This is a genomic window from Bradyrhizobium yuanmingense (assembly GCF_029167105.1).
GTDB classification, from domain to species: domain Bacteria; phylum Pseudomonadota; class Alphaproteobacteria; order Rhizobiales; family Xanthobacteraceae; genus Bradyrhizobium; species Bradyrhizobium yuanmingense_A.
In genome coordinates this window covers 398,499-418,700 of the sequence record NZ_JARFML010000002.1, presented here as the reverse complement: position 1 = coordinate 418,700, position 20,202 = coordinate 398,499, and the positions used below count along the sequence as shown (strand labels likewise).

General features: G+C 65.5%; 19 protein-coding genes. 10 read left to right on the top strand and 9 right to left on the bottom strand.

Features of this window, described 5'->3' with window-relative positions; translation table 11 throughout:
* Positions 1-327 precede the first annotated feature (327 nt).
* Positions 328-1,878: an ABC transporter substrate-binding protein gene (locus P0R31_RS04780; RefSeq protein WP_275513059.1), complete on the top strand. Its 1,551-nt coding sequence runs from the start codon at positions 328-330 to the stop codon at positions 1,876-1,878.
* 4 nt (positions 1,879-1,882) lie between these two features.
* Positions 1,883-3,427 (top strand): GMC family oxidoreductase, encoded by a 1,545-nt coding sequence (locus tag P0R31_RS04775; protein ID WP_275513058.1) that lies wholly within the window; start codon positions 1,883-1,885, stop codon positions 3,425-3,427.
* Positions 3,428-4,032: 605 nt separating this feature from the next.
* On the opposite strand, the gene P0R31_RS04770 is transcribed toward P0R31_RS04775, so the two are convergent.
* The 3 genes from P0R31_RS04770 to P0R31_RS04760 form a co-directional block, all read right to left on the bottom strand.
* On the bottom strand, positions 4,033-4,305 hold the full coding sequence (locus P0R31_RS04770) for a hypothetical protein (protein ID WP_275513057.1): 273 nt from the start codon (positions 4,303-4,305) through the stop codon (positions 4,033-4,035).
* 92 nt (positions 4,306-4,397) lie between these two features.
* A complete protein-coding gene (gene chrA, locus P0R31_RS04765) occupies positions 4,398-5,780 on the bottom strand; it encodes a chromate efflux transporter (protein ID WP_275513056.1) in 1,383 nt (460 codons plus the stop codon).
* On the bottom strand, positions 5,780-6,598 hold the full coding sequence (locus P0R31_RS04760) for a chromate resistance protein ChrB domain-containing protein (protein ID WP_275513055.1): 819 nt from the start codon (positions 6,596-6,598) through the stop codon (positions 5,780-5,782). The genes chrA and P0R31_RS04760 overlap by 1 nt, the downstream gene beginning before the upstream one ends.
* Positions 6,599-6,794: 196 nt before the next feature.
* Here P0R31_RS04760 and dmeF point away from each other — a divergent pair, with 196 nt between their 5' ends.
* The gene (dmeF, locus tag P0R31_RS04755; RefSeq protein WP_275513054.1) at positions 6,795-7,742 is read left to right on the top strand and encodes a CDF family Co(II)/Ni(II) efflux transporter DmeF; all 948 of its coding nucleotides are present in this window, start codon (positions 6,795-6,797) and stop codon (positions 7,740-7,742) included.
* 9 nt (positions 7,743-7,751) lie between these two features.
* Here dmeF and P0R31_RS04750 read toward each other — a convergent pair whose 3' ends face one another.
* Together P0R31_RS04750 and P0R31_RS04745 are read right to left on the bottom strand one after the other, a co-directional pair.
* A complete protein-coding gene (locus P0R31_RS04750) occupies positions 7,752-7,943 on the bottom strand; it encodes a hypothetical protein (RefSeq protein ID WP_275513053.1) in 192 nt (63 codons plus the stop codon).
* A gap of 31 nt (positions 7,944-7,974) precedes the next feature.
* On the bottom strand, positions 7,975-9,132 hold the full coding sequence (locus P0R31_RS04745; protein WP_275513052.1) for an MFS transporter: 1,158 nt from the start codon (positions 9,130-9,132) through the stop codon (positions 7,975-7,977).
* Between the two features lie 164 nt (positions 9,133-9,296).
* On the opposite strand from P0R31_RS04745, the gene P0R31_RS04740 reads away from it, so the two are divergent.
* Positions 9,297-10,556, top strand: coding sequence for an adenylate/guanylate cyclase domain-containing protein (locus tag P0R31_RS04740; RefSeq protein WP_275513051.1), 1,260 nt, complete (start codon positions 9,297-9,299; stop codon positions 10,554-10,556).
* 152 nt (positions 10,557-10,708) lie between these two features.
* On the opposite strand, the gene P0R31_RS04735 is transcribed toward P0R31_RS04740, so the two are convergent.
* Positions 10,709-11,953, bottom strand: a complete 1,245-nt coding sequence (locus P0R31_RS04735; RefSeq protein WP_275513050.1) for an MFS transporter — start codon at positions 11,951-11,953, stop codon at positions 10,709-10,711.
* A 171-nt stretch (positions 11,954-12,124) separates the two neighbouring features.
* Between P0R31_RS04735 and P0R31_RS04730 the strand changes: the two genes are divergently transcribed.
* Positions 12,125-13,477: an Nramp family divalent metal transporter gene (locus P0R31_RS04730; RefSeq protein ID WP_275513049.1), complete on the top strand. Its 1,353-nt coding sequence runs from the start codon at positions 12,125-12,127 to the stop codon at positions 13,475-13,477.
* Positions 13,478-13,526: 49 nt separating this feature from the next.
* Here the strand turns inward: P0R31_RS04730 and P0R31_RS04725 are convergent, their stop codons facing one another.
* From P0R31_RS04725 to hemB, 3 genes are all read right to left on the bottom strand, one after another.
* Positions 13,527-14,303 (bottom strand): arginyltransferase, encoded by a 777-nt coding sequence (locus tag P0R31_RS04725; RefSeq protein WP_036014979.1) that lies wholly within the window; start codon positions 14,301-14,303, stop codon positions 13,527-13,529.
* 68 nt (positions 14,304-14,371) lie between these two features.
* Positions 14,372-14,914 (bottom strand): RDD family protein, encoded by a 543-nt coding sequence (locus P0R31_RS04720; protein WP_057029747.1) that lies wholly within the window; start codon positions 14,912-14,914, stop codon positions 14,372-14,374.
* A gap of 224 nt (positions 14,915-15,138) precedes the next feature.
* Positions 15,139-16,200: a porphobilinogen synthase gene (gene hemB / locus P0R31_RS04715; RefSeq protein ID WP_275513048.1), complete on the bottom strand. Its 1,062-nt coding sequence runs from the start codon at positions 16,198-16,200 to the stop codon at positions 15,139-15,141.
* A gap of 138 nt (positions 16,201-16,338) precedes the next feature.
* Here hemB and P0R31_RS04710 point away from each other — a divergent pair, with 138 nt between their 5' ends.
* The 5 genes from P0R31_RS04710 (at position 16,339) to glyA (ending at position 20,140) form a co-directional block, all read left to right on the top strand.
* On the top strand, positions 16,339-16,842 hold the full coding sequence (locus P0R31_RS04710) for a DUF6163 family protein (RefSeq protein WP_275513047.1): 504 nt from the start codon (positions 16,339-16,341) through the stop codon (positions 16,840-16,842).
* 522 nt (positions 16,843-17,364) lie between these two features.
* Positions 17,365-17,883, top strand: a complete 519-nt coding sequence (ldtR, locus tag P0R31_RS04705; protein ID WP_025036696.1) for a transcriptional regulator LdtR — start codon at positions 17,365-17,367, stop codon at positions 17,881-17,883.
* 200 nt (positions 17,884-18,083) lie between these two features.
* Positions 18,084-18,320: a hypothetical protein gene (locus P0R31_RS04700; protein ID WP_275513046.1), complete on the top strand. Its 237-nt coding sequence runs from the start codon at positions 18,084-18,086 to the stop codon at positions 18,318-18,320.
* 37 nt (positions 18,321-18,357) lie between these two features.
* A complete protein-coding gene (locus tag P0R31_RS04695) occupies positions 18,358-18,579 on the top strand; it encodes a hypothetical protein (protein WP_275513045.1) in 222 nt (73 codons plus the stop codon).
* 262 nt (positions 18,580-18,841) lie between these two features.
* Positions 18,842-20,140 carry a serine hydroxymethyltransferase gene (gene glyA / locus P0R31_RS04690; RefSeq protein ID WP_275513044.1) on the top strand — a complete coding sequence of 433 codons (1,299 nt, stop codon included), beginning with the start codon at positions 18,842-18,844 and terminating at the stop codon, positions 20,138-20,140.
* Positions 20,141-20,202: the final 62 nt, after the last annotated feature.

Genomic DNA, 20,202 nt, shown 5'->3' with positions numbered 1-20,202 from the left:
CAGTACGCCGCGGCTTCTCCGTATCCATCAGCTGTCTCTTGAATACTGGGCCGCCCGGTCAAGCCCGGCGAGGACAGCGCGTTTTGTGCTCTCTGCTTCTCCACCGTCATTGCGAGCGCAGCGAAGCAATCCAGAATCCCACCGCGGAAAGACTCTGGATTGCTTCGCTGCGCTCGCAATGACGAGCTGCGACAGCCTCGCTCTCCAACTCTAAATATGTGCATCCTGCAAACGCGTGGCAGCTAGCTATGAGCGCATACGTGCGGGCACGAACATTGCTTTTTCCTGGCGACTGCAAACGGCTGGTCAAAAGGCAAAAACACCCCAATGCTCAAACTGAAGGCTTTTATTCCCGCGCTGTTCGGCCTTGCGCTGGTGGCGGCGCCCGCGCATGCGGCGGGCAATCTCGTCGCGGTTCTCGAGGCGGAGATCGTCACGCTCGATCCGCATTTCTCCACGGCCTATATTTCGCGCACGTTCGGCTACATGGTGTTCGACACGCTGTTTGCGAAGGATGCCAAGGGCGACATCAAGCCGCAAATGGTGCAGGACTGGAAGGTCTCGCCCGATGGCTTGACCTATACGTTCACGCTGCGCGACGGCCTGAAATGGCACGACGGCCAGCCGGTCACATCAGCCGATTGCGTGGCCTCGCTGCGCCGCTGGGGCACCCGCAGCGCACTCGGCCGCCGCATTTTTGCGATCACGGCGTCGCTCGAGCCGGTCGATGCGAAAACCTTCGTGCTGACGCTGAAGGAGCCGTCCGGGCTCGTCATCGACGCGCTCGGCAATCCCGTCAGCCCGGTCGCTTTCATGATGCCCGAGCGCATCGCGAAGACGCCCGGCGACCAGCGCATCACCGAGATCGTCGGCTCCGGCCCGTTCGTCTACAGCAAGGTCGACCACCGCACCGGCGACCGCATGATCCTGAAGAAGTTCGGCGACTATGTGCCGCGTCCCGAGCCCGCGGACTTCCTGGCCGGCGGCAAGCGCGTCAATGTCGACACGCTGGAGGTCCGCGTCATTCCCGATGGTGCGACTGCCGCCTCTGCGCTGCAGGCCGGCGAAGTCGATTTCATGCAGTACGCGCCGTTCGATCTGCTGCCGCAGCTGGAGAAGAACACGCGCGTCAAGCTCGTCAACTTCACCGGCGGCAACATGTTCGCCGGCGCCTACCGTCTCAACGCGGCATCGAAGCCGTTCGATGATCCAGAAATCCGCCGCGTGCTGTGGAAGCTGGTCGACCAGCGCGAAGTGCTGGATGCGCTCGGGCTCGACGCCAAATACGCCACGCCTTGCGCGACCTACTTCACCTGCGGCACCACATACGAGAGCAAGGCCGGCACGGAAGCCGCCGCAAAGCCCTCGATCGAAGCGGCGAAGGCTGCGCTGAAGGCGACCAAATATGCCGGCGAGCCCGTCATCGTGATGCAGGCCAACGATCTCGAAGCGCCGCGCGTTTCGGCGCAGGTGCTCGCCGAGCGGCTGAAGGCGGCCGGTTTCAACGTCGATCTGCAGGTGATGGACTGGGCGAGCGTGCTGGCGCGCCGCGCCAAGAAGGAGGGCTGGAGCGTCTATGGCGTCCACGCCGGCGGCTTCGATCTGGGCTCGCCGCTCACCAATGTCATGGTCGCCTTCAACTGTGCCGACTTCACCGGCTGGCAATGCGATGCGCGCATCACCCCGCTGATGGAAGCCTTCGCCAAGGCGCCGGCCGAGGCGGACCGGAAGAAGATCGCGGGGGAGATCCAGGCCGTCATGTACGATCAGGCGCCCGGAATCCCGTGGGGCCAGTTCGCGCAGCCGGCCGCCTATCGCGCAACTTTGCGCGGTCTGATACCGTCCGCCATCCCGGTGTTCTGGAACGTTGAGAAGTAGTGCGATGTACGATGTCATTGTTGTCGGCGGCGGCTCCGCTGGCGCCGCAGTTGCCGCACGGCTCTCCGAAGATCCGGCACGCCGCGTGCTGCTGCTCGAGGCGGGGCGCGACTGGCGCGCCGACGAGGCGCCCTGGGAGGTGAGGACGCCGAATCCGATCCCGATCATCCACAAGCGCGAGTATCAGGAGAAATGGCAATGGCCCGATCTTCTGACGCGCCGCGTCGCGGGGCAGGAGCCGCGCTTCTACTGGCGCGGCAAGGGGCTCGGCGGCTCGTCGATGATGAACGGCCAGATCGCGATCCGCGGCGTTGCCGATGCGTTCGACGAATGGGCAGCCAATGGCTGCACCGGCTGGTCGGCGAAAGAAGTGATGCCGCTGTTCTCGGTGATCGAGGACGATCTGGAATTCGGCGATGTCGAGGGCCACGGCCGCGGCGGGCCGTTGCCGGTCTACCGCGCGCCTCCTGAAAAGTGGGGCCCGATCGATCGCGGCTTGCGCGATGCGGCGCTGGCGAGCGGCTATCCCTGGTGCGCCGACGTCAATGGTCCGGACGGCGAGGGCGTTGCGTGCTACCCCATCAACAGCCGCAACTTGCGCCGCATCACCACCAACGAGGGCTATCTCGAGCCCGCGCGCGGGCGCGCCAATCTGGAGATCCGCGGGCATGCGCTGGTCGATCGCGTGCTGATCAGCGACGGACGGGCGACCGGCGTCCGCGTTCATATCGAGGGGCAGGGCACCCACGAGATCAGCGCACGCCAGATCGTGCTGTGCGCCGGTGCCATCCACAGTCCGGCGATCCTGCTGCGCTCGGGCATCGGGCCGGCCGAGGAGTTGAAGGCAATGGGGATTGCGGTCGCGCGCGATCTGCCGGTCGGCCGGCATTTCTTCGACCACCCGCTGTTTCGCGCCACGATCCAGCTCCGGGACGAGCTTCGTCCCACCGATCCCGATACGCGCCACACCAATTGCTGCGTGACCTATTCCTCGGGCCTCTCCAATGGCGGCAAGCGCGACATGATCCTGATCGCCTTCAATCATCGCGGCATCGGGAACCCCGGAGCGATCGGCGCGGGGCTGTTCAACGCCTATTCGCGCGGGACGCTCAAGCTGGCCTCGACCGATCCTGCAATCGATCCGGTCGTCGAGGAGAACATGCTGGCCGATGCGCGCGACATGCTGCGCATGATGGATGCGGTGAAACGCCTCGCGGTCATCACGTCGCAGCCGGCGCTGTCAGGCATCGCTGGCTGGATCAGGCTCGCCGACACGGATCTGACGCTGCCGCAGGCCGCCGGCCTGCCGGATCACGAGCTCGATGCGGTGCTGCGCCGTGAGACCGGCGACATCCAGCATGCCGCCGGCAGCTGCCGCATGAGCGGCGTGGACGACCCCGATGGCGTGGTCAATCCCGACGGCACCTTGAAAGGGATCAGCGGCCTGCGCGTCGCCGACGCCTCGATCATGCCGTCCGATTGCCGCGCCAACACGCACTTCACGACGGTGGTGATCGGGGAAGCGATCGCGCGGATGATGATGCGGTAGCCGGCGGCCAGGATTGAAGCCGCTGTGATGACTCATACGCGCTAGGCGGAAGGTTGCGTGGAGCGGCTCCGGACTAGACTCAATTCAGCGTTGCGCGACATCGTTCCTACAAATGTCGGAGACCTCGGACGAATATCATCAGGAACGTTTGCGCGCGGCTTCGATTGGCATGTCATCGTCAATCGGAGTTTGAACAATGCGAAAGACAATCTTCTCAGTAGCGATGTGTGCGTTGCTTGCCGGCGCGTCGATCGGGTTCGCCCACGCGCAGGCAGGAGGAGGCGCGGCCGGCGCAGGTGGAGCGGGCGGCGCGGGTGCGGGCGCCAGCGCTGGAGGAATCGGCGGCGATTCGGGTAGCGGAACGAGCGGCGCGGGCGGAACGAGCGGCGCGGCAGCTGGAACCGGAGCATCCAGCGGGAGCACCAGTGGGTCCACCGCCGGGAGCGGGGCAGGCACCGGTCAGGGTGGCCCCCAGACCATCCGTCCTGGCGGGTCCAACGATCCAACCAGGCGGTAACGACAACCACGCTTTGTGAGCTGAAGACGGGAAGCTGCGGGGTGCAACCCCTGCAGCTTCTCGCTGCTGCGGGGCGTCAACGGGGTCTCTACGGGCTGAACAGACTGCGGAGAAATCGTTCCTTTTCGCCGGGAGCGTAACCTTGAGAGGCGCCGAAATACGGCTCGGTGGCGCCAGGGTAGGCCGAGTCCCCGTGGCGCGCCGCCGGAGGTGCCATGTAGGCAAAGCCTGAAGCGGCACCCGACGGGATCATGCCCTGACCGGAATGAACAGGCGCGTGCCGCCGGTGCGGATGCACCTGTGCGGCGTCGGCAACGCCGCCCAAGGTGACAAGAAGACCCAAAGCCAGAATCAAACGCATCGCTATGTCTCCAAACGCCCCGCCCGCTTAGGTGGCGACCGGCCGCAGCGTTCCAACACATCCTGGCCTCACGATAAGTCACATCCCTGGCATCAGATCACCCCCGCCAGCCGCAGCGCCACGCCGGCCGCGCAGCTGCCCGCCAGCACCGTCAGCATGCCGAGCTTGAAGCGGAAGATCGCGGTGGCCGCCGCGATCGCCAGCACCAGCGCCGGCACGTCGACGCTTCTCAGCACAGGCATGTCGAAGTTCAGCGGAAACGCATGCACAGGCACCGTCTCGCGGAACAGGGTATGCAGCGCGAACCAGATCGAGAGGTTGAGGATCACGCCGACGACGGCGGCGGTGATCGCACTGAGCGCGCCGGCAAGGCCGGTGTTGCCGCGCAGGCGCTCGATATAGGGCGCGCCGACGAAGATCCAGAGGAAGCAGGGCGTGAAGGTGACCCAGGTCGCGAGCAGGCCGCCGTAGGTTGCCGCCAGCATCGGCGACAGTCCGCCGGGGTCGCGATAGGCCGCCATGAAGCCCACGAATTGCAGCACCATGATCAGCGGGCCCGGCGTGGTCTCGGCCATGCCGAGGCCGTCGAGCATCTCATGCGGCTTGAGCCAATGATAATGCTCGACCGCCTGCTGGGCGACATAGGCCAGCACCGCATAGGCGCCGCCGAACGTGACCAGCGCCATCTTCGAGAAGAACAAGGCGATCTGGCTAAATACGTTGGCCTGGCCGAAAGCCATCAGCAGCGCGATCACCGGCACCAGCCAAAGCGCCAGCCACAATGCACCGACGCGGATCGCGCGCGCCGTGTCGGGCCGGACGTGATCGGGCACGGCCTCGCCGAGCATGCTGTCGATCGCGGCGCCGCCGCCATGGCCGTGACCGGTCGGCGCGAATTCCGGACGGCCGCTTCGGGCGCCGGCATAGCCGATGAGGCCGGCAGCGATGATGATGATCGGGAAGGGGACCGCGAAGAAGAAGATCGCGACGAAGGCGATGCCTGCGAGCGCGATCATGATGCGGTTCTTCAGCGCGCGCTTGCCGACGCGCACCACGGCCTCGACGACGATGGCCAGCACGGCCGCCTTGAGCCCGAAGAACAGCGCCTCGACGAAGCTGACATTGCCGAAGGCAGCATAGATGTAGCTGAGGCCCATGATGGCGATGATGCCGGGCAGGATGAACAGCCCGCCCGCCATCAGCCCGCCGGCGGTGCGATGCATCAGCCAGCCGACATAGGTCGCGAGCTGCTGCGCCTCAGGTCCCGGCAGCAACATGCAATAGTTCAGTGCGTGCAGGAAACGGCCTTCGGAGATCCACTTCTTCTCCTCGACCAGGATGCGGTGCATCACCGCGATCTGGCCCGCGGGCCCGCCAAAGCTCAAGCAGGCGACACGAAGCCAGACGCGGAAAGCTTCGTTGAAGCTGATGCCGTGACCGGCACCAGCTCCCGTTTGATCGGCGCGAACGTCCATTACGCCTTCACCTTGTTGGTCGGCCAGTTGTGAGTCTCGGTGGTGGCGTCGCGGCACCAGCGGTAGAAGGCATCATAGAGCAGCATGCCGGCCTCGAGCTGCTCGAGGTCGTCGTCATACATCCGCGACAGCCCGAGCGAGGCCGCGAGCAGGCCGGGCGCCTCCGGTGCGAGCTCGGGTCGCGCGGTGTCGGCGCCGCGCACCAGCGTCGCGAGGCGCAGCAGGGGCGGAGTCGCGATGCCGAACTCCTCGATCATCACGTCGAAGGTGCAGAGCTCGCCCCGGTGGCTCCAGAACACGTTCTCGATGTCGAAGGGCGCTGCGCCGAACCGCTCGCCGACGGCGACCACCTCGGACGGCGCGACATAGAGGAACACTGCGCCCGGATCGATGAAGCGGCGGATCAGCCACGGGCAGGCGATGCGGTCGACCTTCGGCCGCGCCCGCGTCACCCAGACGGTGCGCCCCTTGGCATCGCGCGGCGGCAACTTGCGGGCGTCGACCAGCGGCAGCTTGGCCGCCTTCCAGCCCTCGAAGCCGCCCTCCAGCGTTTCGGCCTGCGCGCCGAGCTGGCGTAACCAGGCCGCGGTGCCTTGCGCGAGCTTCTCGCCGCGGAGGCAGGAGACCACGGCGCGGCGGCCGGCGAAGGCGCCGCCCCAGTCCGCCACGTTGTCGTGGCCGAGCTTGATGGAGCCGGGAATCAGCCGCCGGTCGGCGGCGAAATCCTGCTCGGTGCGCACATCGATCAGAACAGGCGCGTTCGCCGTGCCGATCAGCCGTGCCATTTTGTCGGATGAGATGGTCGTGAATGTAGACATGATGCGTCCTCGCAAGAACTAAACGGGACGCGATGCTTGGGCCTGTCGCCTCGTGGGGAGATCGCTCAAATCCCCATGGCACAGATTACAGCGAAACTAAGAAGCACTGTCAATCCGCGGGACGATTGGTCCTTAGAAAATTGATGCCCGCCGTCTATATTGGAGGCCAACGGACCTGAATTGTCGGGAGAATTCGATGCATTCCCATTCCATCGAACAATGGACTCATGACCATGCCTTCCTGGGCGAGAAGCACGACAACAACGAGCGCCGCACCTGGTTCGTGGTCGTGCTGACGCTGGTCATGATGGTCGGCGAGATCGTCGCCGGCTCGCTGTTCGGTTCGATGGCGCTGCTCGCCGACGGCTGGCACATGGGCACCCATGCGGCGGCGCTCGGCATTGCCGCCTTCGCCTATCGCTTCGCGCGGCGGCATCTGGGGAATGCGCATTTCACCTTCGGCACCGGCAAGTTCGGCGATCTTGCCGCCTTCGCCAGCGCGATCATCCTCGGCCTGATCGCGGTCGAGATCGCCTATGAGAGCGTGCTGCGCTTGATCAATCCGGTGCCGATCGTCTACGGCGAGGCCATGGCCGTGGCCGCTCTCGGCTTGGGCGTCAATCTCGCCAGCGTGTGGCTGCTGCGCGACAGCCACGATCATCACCACGGCCATGGCCATCCGCATGATGACCACGCCGAGCACGATCATCACCACCATCACCACGACAACAACCTCCGCGCGGCCTATGTCCATGTCATGACCGATGCCGCCACGTCCGTGCTGGCGATCGCAGCGCTTGCCGTCGCGATGTATTCGGGTTGGGTCTGGGCCGACCCGGCGGTGGGCCTGATCGGCAGCGCGGTGATCGCGAGCTGGGCATTCGGCCTGATCAAGTCATCGGGCGCGGTGCTGCTCGACGTGCGCGCCGACGAGAAGCTGGAGCGGGTGATCCGCGCCCGCATGGAGGTCGGCGAGGATCGCGTGACCGACCTGCATCTGTGGCAGGTCGGCCCCGGCCATTGTGCCGTGCTGCTCTCGGTGGTGTCGGACAAGCCGAAGCAGCCGGCCGTCTACAAGCGGAGGCTCGCCGGGCTGAAGGGCCTCAGCCACGTCACGGTCGAGGTCGAGACCTGCCCGCATTGACGTAAGGGATCAGCCCTTCGGCGCGGTTGCTGTCGGCGGGCTCGCATCCGGCGTCTTCTTCGGCTTCAGCGTGCCGGCATAGAACGAGACCAGCCAGACCAGGAGAATCGCGAGCAGATAAACGCCCCAAGCCTGCGGCGGCGTGGTCGCCCAGCGCAGGAAGCCCTTGAAGGTGCGTGGCGGGCTGTTGTCGTCGCTCATGGAGCGCTTGTGCGCGAAAGCTCAGGTCTGGTCAATCCGGCCGCCGGCCGGGGCGGATCAGGAACAGCGCGGCCAGCGCCGAAAGGCTGAGCGCGGATGAGACGATCAGCACCTTGGCGCCCATGAGGTCGATGAGCAGGCCAAAGGCGAGCGGCGCCACCGCCTGCGCCATCCGTGCCGGCGCGCCGATGATGCCGAGGCGATAGCCGAAGTCCTTCGGGCCGAAGATCGACAGCGGCAGCGTGCCGCGGGCGATCGTCAGAATGCCGTTGCCGGAGCCGTGGAACAGCGCGAACGCGCTCGCCGCAGCGCCGCCGAAGATTGCGACGATCACGGCGCCGAGCGGGTGGGTGAGGCAGGCGAGCCGTGTCGACCACAGCGGATGGAAGCGGCTGAGGAAGCCAGCCTCCAGCATGCGGGCACCGACTTGCGCCGGCCCGATCAATGCGCCGGCCGCGATCGCCTCGGCCGGCGTGGCTCCCGTCGCCTCCAGGATGCGCGGGAAATGCGCGGCCATCGCGCCGGTGACGGTCCAGACCGCCGCGAAGATGAAGGCGAGCAAGATCATGGTGCGATCGAGCGGCACATGCGGCTTCGCGGCCGTGGCCGCCGCCTGCTTCGCGCCCTTGATCGCCGGCAGCATCAAGAAATTGAGCGGCAGGCCGATCAGGATGTTGGCGGCGGCCCAGGCAAAACAGGTTTCGCGCCAGCCGATATGCGACAGGCCCCAGGCGGTGAGCGGCCAGCCGACGGTGGAGGCGAAGCCCGCCATCAGTGTGATGCCGGTGATCGGCCTGCGCGCCTCGGTGCCGTAGATGCGCCCCAAAGCGGCGAAGGCGGCATCGTAGAGCCCCATTGCCATGCCGATGCCGAGCACCAGCCAGGCGATCGCCATCACCATCACCGACTGCGAGATGCCAAGCAGCACAAGGCCGGCGGCAATGGTCACGTTGGACGCCGACAGCACCTGACGGCCGCCGACGAGATCGATCTGCCGTCCAATGCGCGGGCCCAGCATTGCGGAGATCACCAGCGCGGCCGAAAACGCACCGAAGATCCAGTTGGAGGAGACACCGAGCTCGCGTCCCATTGGATCGGCGAGCAGCGCCGGCAGATAATAGCTGGAGGCCCAGGCAAGGGTCTGCGTGGTGCCGAGCGCCAGGATGATCGGGAGCTGGCGCTGGGTCATGTCCTCGTATTTCTGATCGGCCGTGTCATCGGCGCATTTGCAGCTCGCGGCGAGAGTGCGTCAACCGCGTCTGCGGCATATTCGACCTGCTGCCGGCGGGGAGCCTTTGGGTTGTATGCGGACATCCGCCTTCCGCTCGTCACGAATGCACGCCATAATGGCGCATGCAATTGACCTCGCGCCTTACGCTGATGAACTGGCTGACCGGCCAGGGGCTCACGGGCCTGCCCGAAATTGAACTGCTCCGCGGCTTCTGCGAGCGTTGCTGCGCCGAGGGGCTGGAACTGTCGCGTGGCCTCGTCGTCATCGACACGCTGCATCCGATCTATGAAGGCCGCGGCTTCCGCTGGAGCGATCGTCCCAGCAACGAGAGCGATGCCTTCGAATACGGCTCGACCGCCGACGGCGACGCCGCCAAGAGCTGGCGCCGCTCGGTGTTCTTCCACATGCTCGAGAATGGCCACGACGAGATGGTGATCGATCTCGCCGATGCGCCGTCGATGGATTTCTCGCAGATCGGCGAGCTCGCCGAGAAGGGCCACAAGCACTATCTCGCCTTCGTCCACCGCTTCGGCGAGAACGGCGCGCTCGGCCTGATGGATTGCCTCTATTCCTGCTGGACCACCCGCCGCGCGAGCGGGTTCTCCGGACTGGAGCTGGAAGCGCTGCGCGATCTGGTTCCGGTATTGGGGCTCGCGATCAAGTCGGCGCAGCAGGTCGACATCGCGCGCACGCTCGGCCGGGTCTATCTCGGCCGCGACGCCTCCGAGCAGGTGCTGCGCGGGCGCATCTCGCGCGGCGTCACCGAGCGCATCAATGCCGTGCTGTGGTATTCGGACCTGCGCGGCTCGACCGGCATCAGCGAGAGCATCGGCCCCGACGAGATCATTCCGTTTCTCAACGACTATGCGCAGGCCGTGATCGATCCGATCCACGAAGCCGGCGGCGACGTGCTGAAACTGATCGGCGACGGCGTGCTCGCGATGTTCTGGGGCGAGGACATGGCGGATGCGCGGCGGGCCGCGCTCCGCGCCGAGCACCTGTTCCGCAAGAATGTCGCTGCACTGAACGAGCGGCGGGCGACGGAGGGCCGTCCGACCACGTCAGCCTATATCGGCCTGCATGTCGGCGAGGTCTTCTACGGCAATATCGGCAGCGAGGACCGGCTTGATTTCACCGTGGTCGGCCCGACCGTCAACGAGGTCAGCCGCATCGCCTCGATGAGCCGCTCGGTGGATCGCGAGCTCCTGGCCTCGTCCGAGTTCTACAAGGGCTTAGATGCCGCCGGCCGCCGTTACCTCGTCTCCACCGGCCGCTACGCGCTGCGCGGCATCGGCCGCGCGCAGGATCTCTACACGCTCGATCCGGAAGTCGACGCGAGCGAGCCGGTCAGGGGCAGCTACGAGCGTTATCTGGCGGGTTAGTCTCCGCGGTCTCAACAGACGCCGTCATTGCGAAGAGCTCTTGCGACGAAGCAATCCAGACTGTCTCCGCAGAAGGATTCTGGATTGCTTCGCGGAGCCTGTCATCGGGCCGCGCTCCGCGCGGACCCGTTGGCTCGCAATGACGGCCGTGGCTAACACCGCGCCGCCACCTCATCTCCCACCATGTCCGGCTGCCGGTCCAGTCCCGCCGCCGGGGACAGCAGGATCACCAGCGCCTGCACGCCGAACAATGCGGCGGCGAGATAGAGGCATGCTTCCGCGCTCCAGAGGCCGCCGACGAGCGCGCCCAGCACCGAACCGAGCGGGCGGGCGCCGTAGCTCATGATGTTGATGGCGGAGACGCGGCCGAGCAGGCGCGGCGGCGTCACGGACTGGCGCAGCGTCGTGGTCGAGATCACCCACAGGATCGGGCCGACGCCGAGCAGAAAGAAGCTCAAGCCCGCGAGCCAGGGCGAGGGGACCAGCACCGTCAGTGCCATCACCAAGGCGGCGACGAAGCCCGTGACCGGGCCGAGCCCCACCACGGTGCCAAAGGCGATGCGCTTCATCACGCGCGTGGCGAGGAGCGCGCCGATCACCATGCCGACGCCGTACATCGTCAGCACCGTGCCGACACCGGCGGCGCTCAGACCGAGATGGCGCACGGCGTAGGGCACGAACACCGCGATCTGCAGGAACCAGCCGGTGTTGAAGATGAACTGGGTGATGAAGACCGGCCGCAGCAGCGGATGGTGAAACACGAAGGCAGCGCCCTCGCGGATCTCTTGGAGCGGATGCCGCCGCGGCGCAGGCGCGCGTGCGGGCTCGTAGATGCCGGAGAGCAGCACGACTGCGATGGCCGAGAGCGCTGCGGCAAAGCCGAACGCCGGGCTGGCGCCCCACCATCCCACCAGCGCACCGCCGAGGGCAGGGCCGCTGGCGAAGGCGATGGTGCGCGCCAGCTCGATGCGCGCATTCGCCGCCGGCAACAGGTCGGAGTTCACCAGCGAAGGCACCAGCGCCGGCGCGGCCACGCTGTAAACCACGGTGCCGCACACGGCGGCGAAGCCGAGCAGGGCCAGCAGCGGCAGGTTGATGGCTCCCAGCGCGAGCAGCAGCACGACGGCCGCGAGCGCCACCGCCCGCAGCGCCTCGGCGCTCGCCATCAGCCTGCGGCGGGAAATGCGGTCGGCAAGCACGCCGGCGGGGATGGCGAACAGGACGAAGGGCAGGGTGAGCGCGGTCTGCAGCAGGCCGGTCTGGCCTTCGGCCACCCCCAGCGTCAGCACGGCGACGATGGGCGCTGCCGCGAGCGCGATCTGCTCGGCCGACTGCGCTGCGAGATTGGACCAGGCGAGGCGGTTGAAAGTGTCAGGGAGGCGAGGCGGCGTTGACATGGCGCATATCCCGTAAAGGCGAATTTGCGCCAATGTTGGCCCCCGATGACCACCAAACCCACCCGCTTCCCGACAAGAGGTGATCTCCCCACGATCCGTGGCGGTAACGTTTGCCGCTAGATGCAGTTGCAAATGAGTTGCAATAAGAACGAAGTTGGGTATTCTGCCGATATGGATGCCAGATCACCCCACATGACACCCGACCTCGCCGGCTGGCGCGCTGATGCGCCCACCACCAAGAGCCTCGCCGAGGTCAATTCCACAGTCGCCATCCCGGCCGCGGGCCACTGGTCGCGACGGCTGCTGGCCTTCGTTGGTCCGGGCTATCTCGTCTCGGTCGGCTACATGGACCCCGGCAATTGGGCGACAGACCTCGCTGGCGGATCGAAGTTCGGCTACACGCTGCTTGCGGTCATCCTGCTCTCGAATTTGATGGCGATCCTGCTGCAATCCCTGGCGGCGCGGCTCGGCATCGTCACCGACCGCGACCTCGCGCAGGCCTGCCGCGCCACCTATTCGCCGACGGTGAACTTCCTGCTCTGGCTCGCCTGCGAGGCAGCGATCATCGCCTGCGATCTCGCCGAGGTCATCGGCACCGCGATCGCGCTCAAGCTCCTGTTCGGCATTCCGCTGATTGGCGGGGCGCTGATCGCCGCGCTCGATGCTTTCCTGCTGCTCATCCTGATGAATCGCGGCTTCCGCTTCCTGGAGGCCTTCGTCATCGCGTTGCTCGTGGTGATCGCAGTCTGCTTCGCGGTCCAGATCGTGGCCGCGGCGCCGCCGGTGGCCGAGGTGCTGCACGGCTTCGTGCCGAAGAGCGAGATCTTCACCAATCCTGAAATGCTCTACATCGCCATCGGCATCATCGGCGCCACCGTGATGCCGCACAATCTCTACCTGCACTCCTCGATCGTGCAGACGCGCGCCTATGAGCGCAACGACACGGGCCGGCGCGAAGCAATCAAATGGGCGACGACGGACTCGACCATCGCCCTGATGCTGGCGCTGTTCATCAACGCCGCGATCCTCGTCGTCGCTGCCGCGACCTTCCACAAGAGCGGCCATTCCGACGTTGCCGGGATTGAGCAGGCGTTCGAATTGCTGTCGCCGCTGCTCGGCCTCGGCATTGCCTCGACACTGTTCGCGGTAGCGCTGCTCGCCTCCGGTCTCAACTCGACGGTCACTGCGACGCTCGCCGGCCAGATCGTGATGGAGGGCTTTCTCGACCTGCGCCTGCCCAGCTGGGCGCGCCGCCTCTTGACGCGCGGCATCGCCATCGTCCCCGTGATCATCGTCACCGCCATCTATGGCGAGCGCGGCACCGCCGATTTGCTGGTGTTCAGTCAGGTCGTGCTGTCGATGCAGCTGCCCTTCGCGGTCATCCCCTTGGTGCGCTTCGTCTCCGACCGCCGCAAGATGGGCAAGTTCGCGATTCCCACATACGTCGCTGCGGTCGCATGGATCGTCGCGGGCGTGATCGTGATTTTGAATCTGAAACTGCTGGCGGATACGTTTTTTGGGTGAGGGGCGAATGGCGAGTGGGGTCGTTGTCCCACTCGCCATTCACCATGCTCTAATCCTGCGGCTCGGAGGCCGTGTCGCCCTGCGCGTCGATGCGCAGCCAGCCTGAGGGGGCCAGGCGCTGCTGCGGCAGGAAGCGGGCCTTGTAGTCCATCTTCTTGGAGCCTTCGATCCAGTAGCCGAGATAGACGTAAGGCAGCCCTTGCCGTCGCGCGCGGGCGATGTGGTCGAGGATCATGAAGGTGCCCATCGAGCGGCTGACCTGGCCAGGCTCGAAGAATGAATAGACCATCGAGAGGCCGTCGCTGAGGACGTCGGTGAGCGCCACCGCGATCAGCTCCTCGCCGCGGCCGGTGATGCCGCTGTCGGGGCCGCGCTTGCGGTACTCGATGATGCGGGTCTCGACATGGCTGTCCTCGACCATCATGGCGTAGTCGAGCACGGTCATGTCAGCCATGCCGCCGTGGCGGTGGCGGGCGTCGAGATAGGCGCGGAACACCGAATATTGCTCGGAGGTCGGCACCGCGCTGCGCTGCTCGCCGATGATGTCGGCGTTGCGGGCCATCACCTTGCGGAAGTTGCGCGAGGGCCGGAACTCGTTGGCGATGACCCGGACCGAGACGCAGGCGCGACACTGGTCGCAGGCCGGACGGTAGGCGATCGACTGGCTGCGGCGGAAACCGCCATGGGTCAGCAGGTCGTTGAGGTCACCGGCGCGGTCCCCAACCAGATGCGTGAACACCTTGCGCTCGTGCCGGCCCGGCAAATACGGGCAGGGGGAGGGCGCCGTGAGGTAAAACTGGGGGGTGTCGCGCGAGTGCTGGGTCAAGGGACGTCGTGGGCCTCCGAAACAGGCATCAGCATCGCGCTCCAGAAGCCCCCGGTCAATCGATTAGCTCACCACGTCCGCGCCGCCTGCGGCGCGGGTATGCGAACCGAATTGTTGATCACGACCGTTCCCAGCACGAAATCGTGCAGCAGGCGACGGCGGCCGTTGAACAGGCCGACCAGCACCACGAACGGCGACAGGAACGAGACCGTCACCCAGAACAGCACGGCATGGGTGGCGCCGAGCACGAAGTAGCCGGGCGCGCCGTACCAGGTGCGCAGCTCCAGGTCCATCAGGCGCATGCCGACCGTGGCGGACGACGCACCGCCGATGCTGGCGCCGTAATAGACGATGGCCCAGATCACGGAGGCCGGCCAGGCGATCCAGAACAGCGCCCAGCCGATGCCGAGGGTGACCACGCCGAACAAGGCGATGAAGATGTAGCCGAGGATCACCGGCACCGAGATCACGACCATGTCGATCAGGAAGGCGAACACCCGCCGCGTCGCGACGCCCCGGAACAGTTCCGGATGCAGGTCAGGGTCGTAGGCATGCGGTTGCATGGCGCCGTCATTGCGCCAGCCGCCTGAATTGCCCGAGTTGTACGACATGGTCCGTTCTCCCAGCGAAGCCCCCTTCGCAGGACATGGGAACAGGCCATGCCCGTGCCAAGGGCGCGCGGGCGGCAGCAAGCCGAAATATTCCGGCGATTCGGGGGCGGTGGATCGGGCGATCCTGTACGGTGGGCAAAGGCGCGCTTGCGCCATGCCCACCATTGTGCCGCGATGACAGGCCGGAATGGTGGGCACGCTCCGCTTTGCCCACCCTGCGAGACCTACGCTTGGCTGCGCAGCTTCTCCGCCGCCTTCGGCGCAAAATAGCTCAGCACACCGTCGGCGCCGGCGCGCTTGAAGGCGAGCAGGCTTTCCATCATGGCACGGTCGCCGTCGAGCCAGCCGTTGTTCGCGGCTGCGGCGATCATCGCGTATTCGCCGGAGACCTGATAGGCGAAGGTCGGCATCGCAAACGTGTCCTTCACGCGGCGGACTACGTCGAGATAGGGCATGCCGGGCTTCACCATCACCATGTCGGCGCCCTCGGCGATGTCGAGCTCGACCTCGCGCAGCGCTTCATCGGTGTTGGCGCTGTCCATCTGGTAGGTGCGCTTGTCGCCGGTGAGCGTCTTGGCCGAGCCGATGGCGTCGCGGAACGGGCCATAGAAGGCCGAGGCGTATTTGGCCGCATAGGCCATGATCTGCACGTCGAGCAGGCCGGCGCGGTCCAGCCCCTCGCGGATCGCGGCGACGCGGCCGTCCATCATGTCGGAGGGCGCGATGATGTCGCAGCCGGCTTCCGCCTGCACCAAGGCCTGACGCACCAGCACGGCGACCGTCTCGTCATTCAGGATCTTGCCGTCGGAGATCAGGCCGTCATGGCCGTGGCTGGTGAAGGGATCGAGCGCGACGTCGCAGAGGATACCGATCTCCGGAAACTCCTTCTTGATCGCGCGCACGGCCTGGCAGACCAGGTTGTTCGGGTTGGTGGCTTCCGAGCCTTCCTCGTCGCGCAGGGACGGATCGGTGTAGGGAAACAGCGCGAGGCAGGGGATGGTCAGCTTCATCGCGCGCTCGGCCTCGCGCACGGCCTGGTCGACGCTGAGGCGGTCGACGCCGGGCATCGAGGCGACCTGCTCGCGCTTGTTGGTGCCGTCGATCAGGAACAGCGGCCAGATCAGGTCGTCGGTGGTGAGGACGTTCTCGCGCACCATGCGCCGCGCCCACTCGGCCTTGCGGTTGCGGCGCGGACGGACGGTCAGATCGAGGGCATGCGGCACCGCGGTGGTGTCCCGGCGCGAAATTTCGCGCAATTCGATCGGACGTCCGTATTTGATCGCCATTACTCTTCCTCCGGCTGGAATTATTCTTATACCAGCTCGCATGGTTCCCGTCACCGCGGCTTGACCTGCCGCAAGGCAGATCTGAACCTGACTTGGGCAGCCGATTGATTTTGCGGGCCGAAGCAGCCAGAAGGGGCCATGTCCGAGATCTCCACCCGCGATGCGGCCCAAGGCGGCGCCAATGCCAGGGACGCTGCCCGTGACACCGCTAGAGAGAGCGCGCTCTCGGTGGCGGCGATCTCCTCGGCGCGCTCGGAGTCCGACGACAATGTCTGGACCCGACGGCTGGTGCTGTTCCTGCGGGTGATGGCGCTGCTCTCGATCCTGAAAGGCCTCTATCACTGGGCGCAGGTCACGGGCTTCGTCGGCGGCGAGGACGAGGCGTTCGAGAACCAGTCGATGGCTTGGCAGGCCGCGACGGTCTACTTCGCGGTAATCGAGCTCGTCGCCGCCGTCGGCCTCTGGCTCGCGACGCCCTGGGGCGCGGTGGTGTGGCTGACGACCGTGGTGTCGATGGCGGTGATCGAGCTGATGTTCCCGGGAATCTACGGCGGCAGCCTCGTCGTGGTCGGCGTCGAGGTCTTCATGCTTGCCGCCTATCTCGCGCTCGCCTGGATGGCCGCGCGCGAGCGGCCGCCGTAGCGATCGCGAGTTCAGGCATCTTGTAGGATGGGTAGAGCGAAAAACCCATCGATGCGCTCGCGCCTGGATGATGGGTTTCGCTTCGCTCTACCCATCCTACGTTCTCGTTTGCGGCTTCCAGATCCGGGATCTTCGCTTCTCGTCCGGGACACGCGCGCGTGGCGTCAGCGCAGTTGTGCGCGTTTGGTTGACCACTGGTTGCCTAAAATTCGCGGTAAGTTTTCATTGACCAGCCGGTTCCGCCACAGCCGTTACGCGTGCGTTTCGAAACGGGGCGGGGCTGTTCTGGAATGCGACAACAGGGGCGGACGGAGGGTGAACAGGACCTTGCGAAGGTCAACAGAGGCTTTCAAAAAGTACTTGTGGCACAGGCTTAATGCGCAATTCACTGTCTTAAATTCATGATCTCTTTATTCTCTTATTTAAGCCGATCTTCAAACGCCCCCCTTAAGTTGCACCTATCAGACGGGACACAAGTTTCGTCGAATAAGTGTCGATAAAAACGACAACAGGGGAAGTGTCATGATGAAAGCCGTCGCAACTGCGGCAGATACCGCAGAGCGCGTGTCCGGCCAGCAGGGTTCGGTGCAGTCGCTCTATCTGGAAGCTTTGACTCTGGTGGAGCGGCTGCATCGCCGGCTCCTCGACGTGATCAAGGACGAATTCGATCGCCGCGGCCGCGCGGACATCAACTCGGTCCAGGCGCTCTTGCTCTACAACATCGGCGACAAGGAGCTGACCGCGGGCGAGCTGCGCACGCGCGGTTACTATCTCGGCTCCAACGTCTCCTACAATCTGAAGAAGCTCGTCGAGCTCGGCTTCCTCGATCATCAGCGCTCGCGGGTCGATCGCCGCTCGGTGCGCATCCGCCTGACCCCGCAGGGCCAGGAAGTCCGCCGCATCGTCGATGCGCTCTACCAGAAGCACGTCAAGACGGTGGAGCAGGTCGGCGGCATCTCCGGCGACGAGTTCGCGACCCTCAACAAGTCGCTGCACCGCCTGGAGCGGTTCTGGACCGACCAGATCCTCTATCGCCTCTGAGTTCTAAAGGGATCTGGGCGAAGCCGGCCCGCAACAAGACCGGCAGCCCTCCCGAACGTGCCTGACTTCCCCAAGCGCGCCGGCCCGGAGTTGCCCCGGACCGGTGCGTCGATATTTTTTGCACCTGCGAAAAAATCCCTCGGCGGCCAGGAACAAGTTCCGGGCTCGGCGCTTATCTCCTTCGGATCGGAGAAACGGCAATGCTGGTCGAGCGCGGGCTTCGGGTGATGAACGTGGAACTCGTCAGCGAGGCCTACGCCATCGCCGCGAACTATCTTCGCCGCTCCGGCGCGATTCCGGACACTCTCGTCAACGACGACCGCCTGCTTCACCTGATCGTCAAGCTGCTCCAGCAGGGCGAATTCAACAAGATCAGGCTGGCCAACAAGGCCATCTCCCGGTTCCAGGCGCAGACTGAGGCCAGAGCGGTTGCCTGATCAAAACCCCCAAGATCCCGACCAACCAGAGGATGACATGGAAGCTGCCATCGACCGCATCATGCAGACCTATGACCTGCTCGCCAACCGCACCGCGGCGGCCAGCGCGGAGGCGCGTGAAAAGGTTACGAATTACCTCAGCATCCTCATGGAAGCCGGCGAGACCGACACCCACAGGTTGACCGTCTGCGGCCTGACCTATCTGCGCCAGCTCGACGGCAGCGTCGACCCGGTGAAAGCGGGGTATACGGGGCTGTAGAACGACGCCGGCTCTACCTAAAGGGAGCGGGCAAAGAATAAGGCCAAAGTGGCCCTGGCCCGGATACTGACAGGGAGCGGCCTCGCAAAACCGCTCCCGGGCTGAAACCCCCAATCCCACCATATCTTGCATAAATATCAGGCCCGACCCGCAAATGCTTGGCCTGTTGCGGGCGATGTGGTAGATCGCGCGTGCTTCCGACCGCCACACCAGACCCGCCCGTAGCCCGCCAAAAGGCTGCGGCGGTGGAGATATTCGCAAGATGACCGCACCCAAGTCCGCCTCCGCGCCCGATTCGTTTTTCACCGCCTCGCTCGACCAGGCCGATCCGGAAATCGCCGCCGCCATCAAGGGCGAGCTCGGCCGGCAGCGCCACGAGGTCGAGCTGATCGCCTCCGAGAACATCGTCAGCCGGGCCGTGCTGGAAGCGCAGGGTTCGGTCATGACCAACAAATATGCGGAAGGTTATCCGGGCGCGCGCTACTACGGCGGTTGTGAGTGGGTCGACGTCGCCGAGAACCTTGCGATCGATCGCGCCAAGAAGCTGTTCGGCGCCAGTTTCGCCAACGTGCAGCCGAACTCCGGCAGTCAGATGAACCAGGCGGTGTTCCTGGCGCTGCTGCAGCCGGGCGACACCTTCATGGGTCTCGATCTCGCCGCCGGCGGCCATCTCACCCATGGCTCGCCCGTGAACATGAGCGGCAAGTGGTTCAAGGCCGCGCATTACACCGTGCGCCGCGAGGACCAGATCATCGACATGGATGCGGTCGCCAGGCAGGCCGAAGAGGTCAAGCCGAAGCTGATCATCGCCGGCGGCTCGGCCTATTCGCGCGCCTGGGACTTCAAGCGTTTCCGCGAGATCGCCGACAGCGTCGGCGCCTACCTGCTGGTGGACATGGCGCATTTCGCCGGCCTCGTCGCCGGCGGCGTGCATGCTTCCCCGGTGCCGTATGCGCACGTCACCACCACCACGACGCATAAGTCGCTGCGCGGTCCGCGCGGCGGCCTGATGCTGTGGAATGACGAGACGCTGACCAAGAAGCTCAACTCGGCGATCTTCCCAGGCCTGCAGGGCGGTCCTTTGATGCACGTGATTGCAGCCAAGGCGGTCGCCTTCGGCGAGGCGCTGCGTCCGGACTTCAAGGTCTACGCCAAGAACATCGTCGAGAACGCCAAGGCCTTGGCCGAGACCCTGAAGGGCCATGGTCTCGATATCGTCTCCGGCGGCACCGACAATCATCTGATGCTGGTCGATCTCCGGCCGAAGGGCCTGAAGGGCAACGTCTCGGAGAAGGCGCTGGTCCGCGCCGCCATCACCTGCAACAAGAACGGCATTCCGTTCGACCCGGAATCGCCCTTCGTGACCTCGGGCATTCGGCTCGGCACGCCGGCTGCGACCAGCCGCGGGTTCGGCGTGGCCGAATTCCAGCAGGTCGGCGGCATGATCGCAGAGGTCCTCAACGCCATCGCGCAATCCTCCGACGGCAAGGCGCCGTTGGTGGAGGCTGCGATCAAGGAACGGGTCAAGGCGCTCACCGACCGGTTCCCGATCTACCAGTAAGGCGCCGCATGATCCGGAAAAGTGGGTACCGGTTTTCCGAAGAGATCATGCGAAAATAAAGG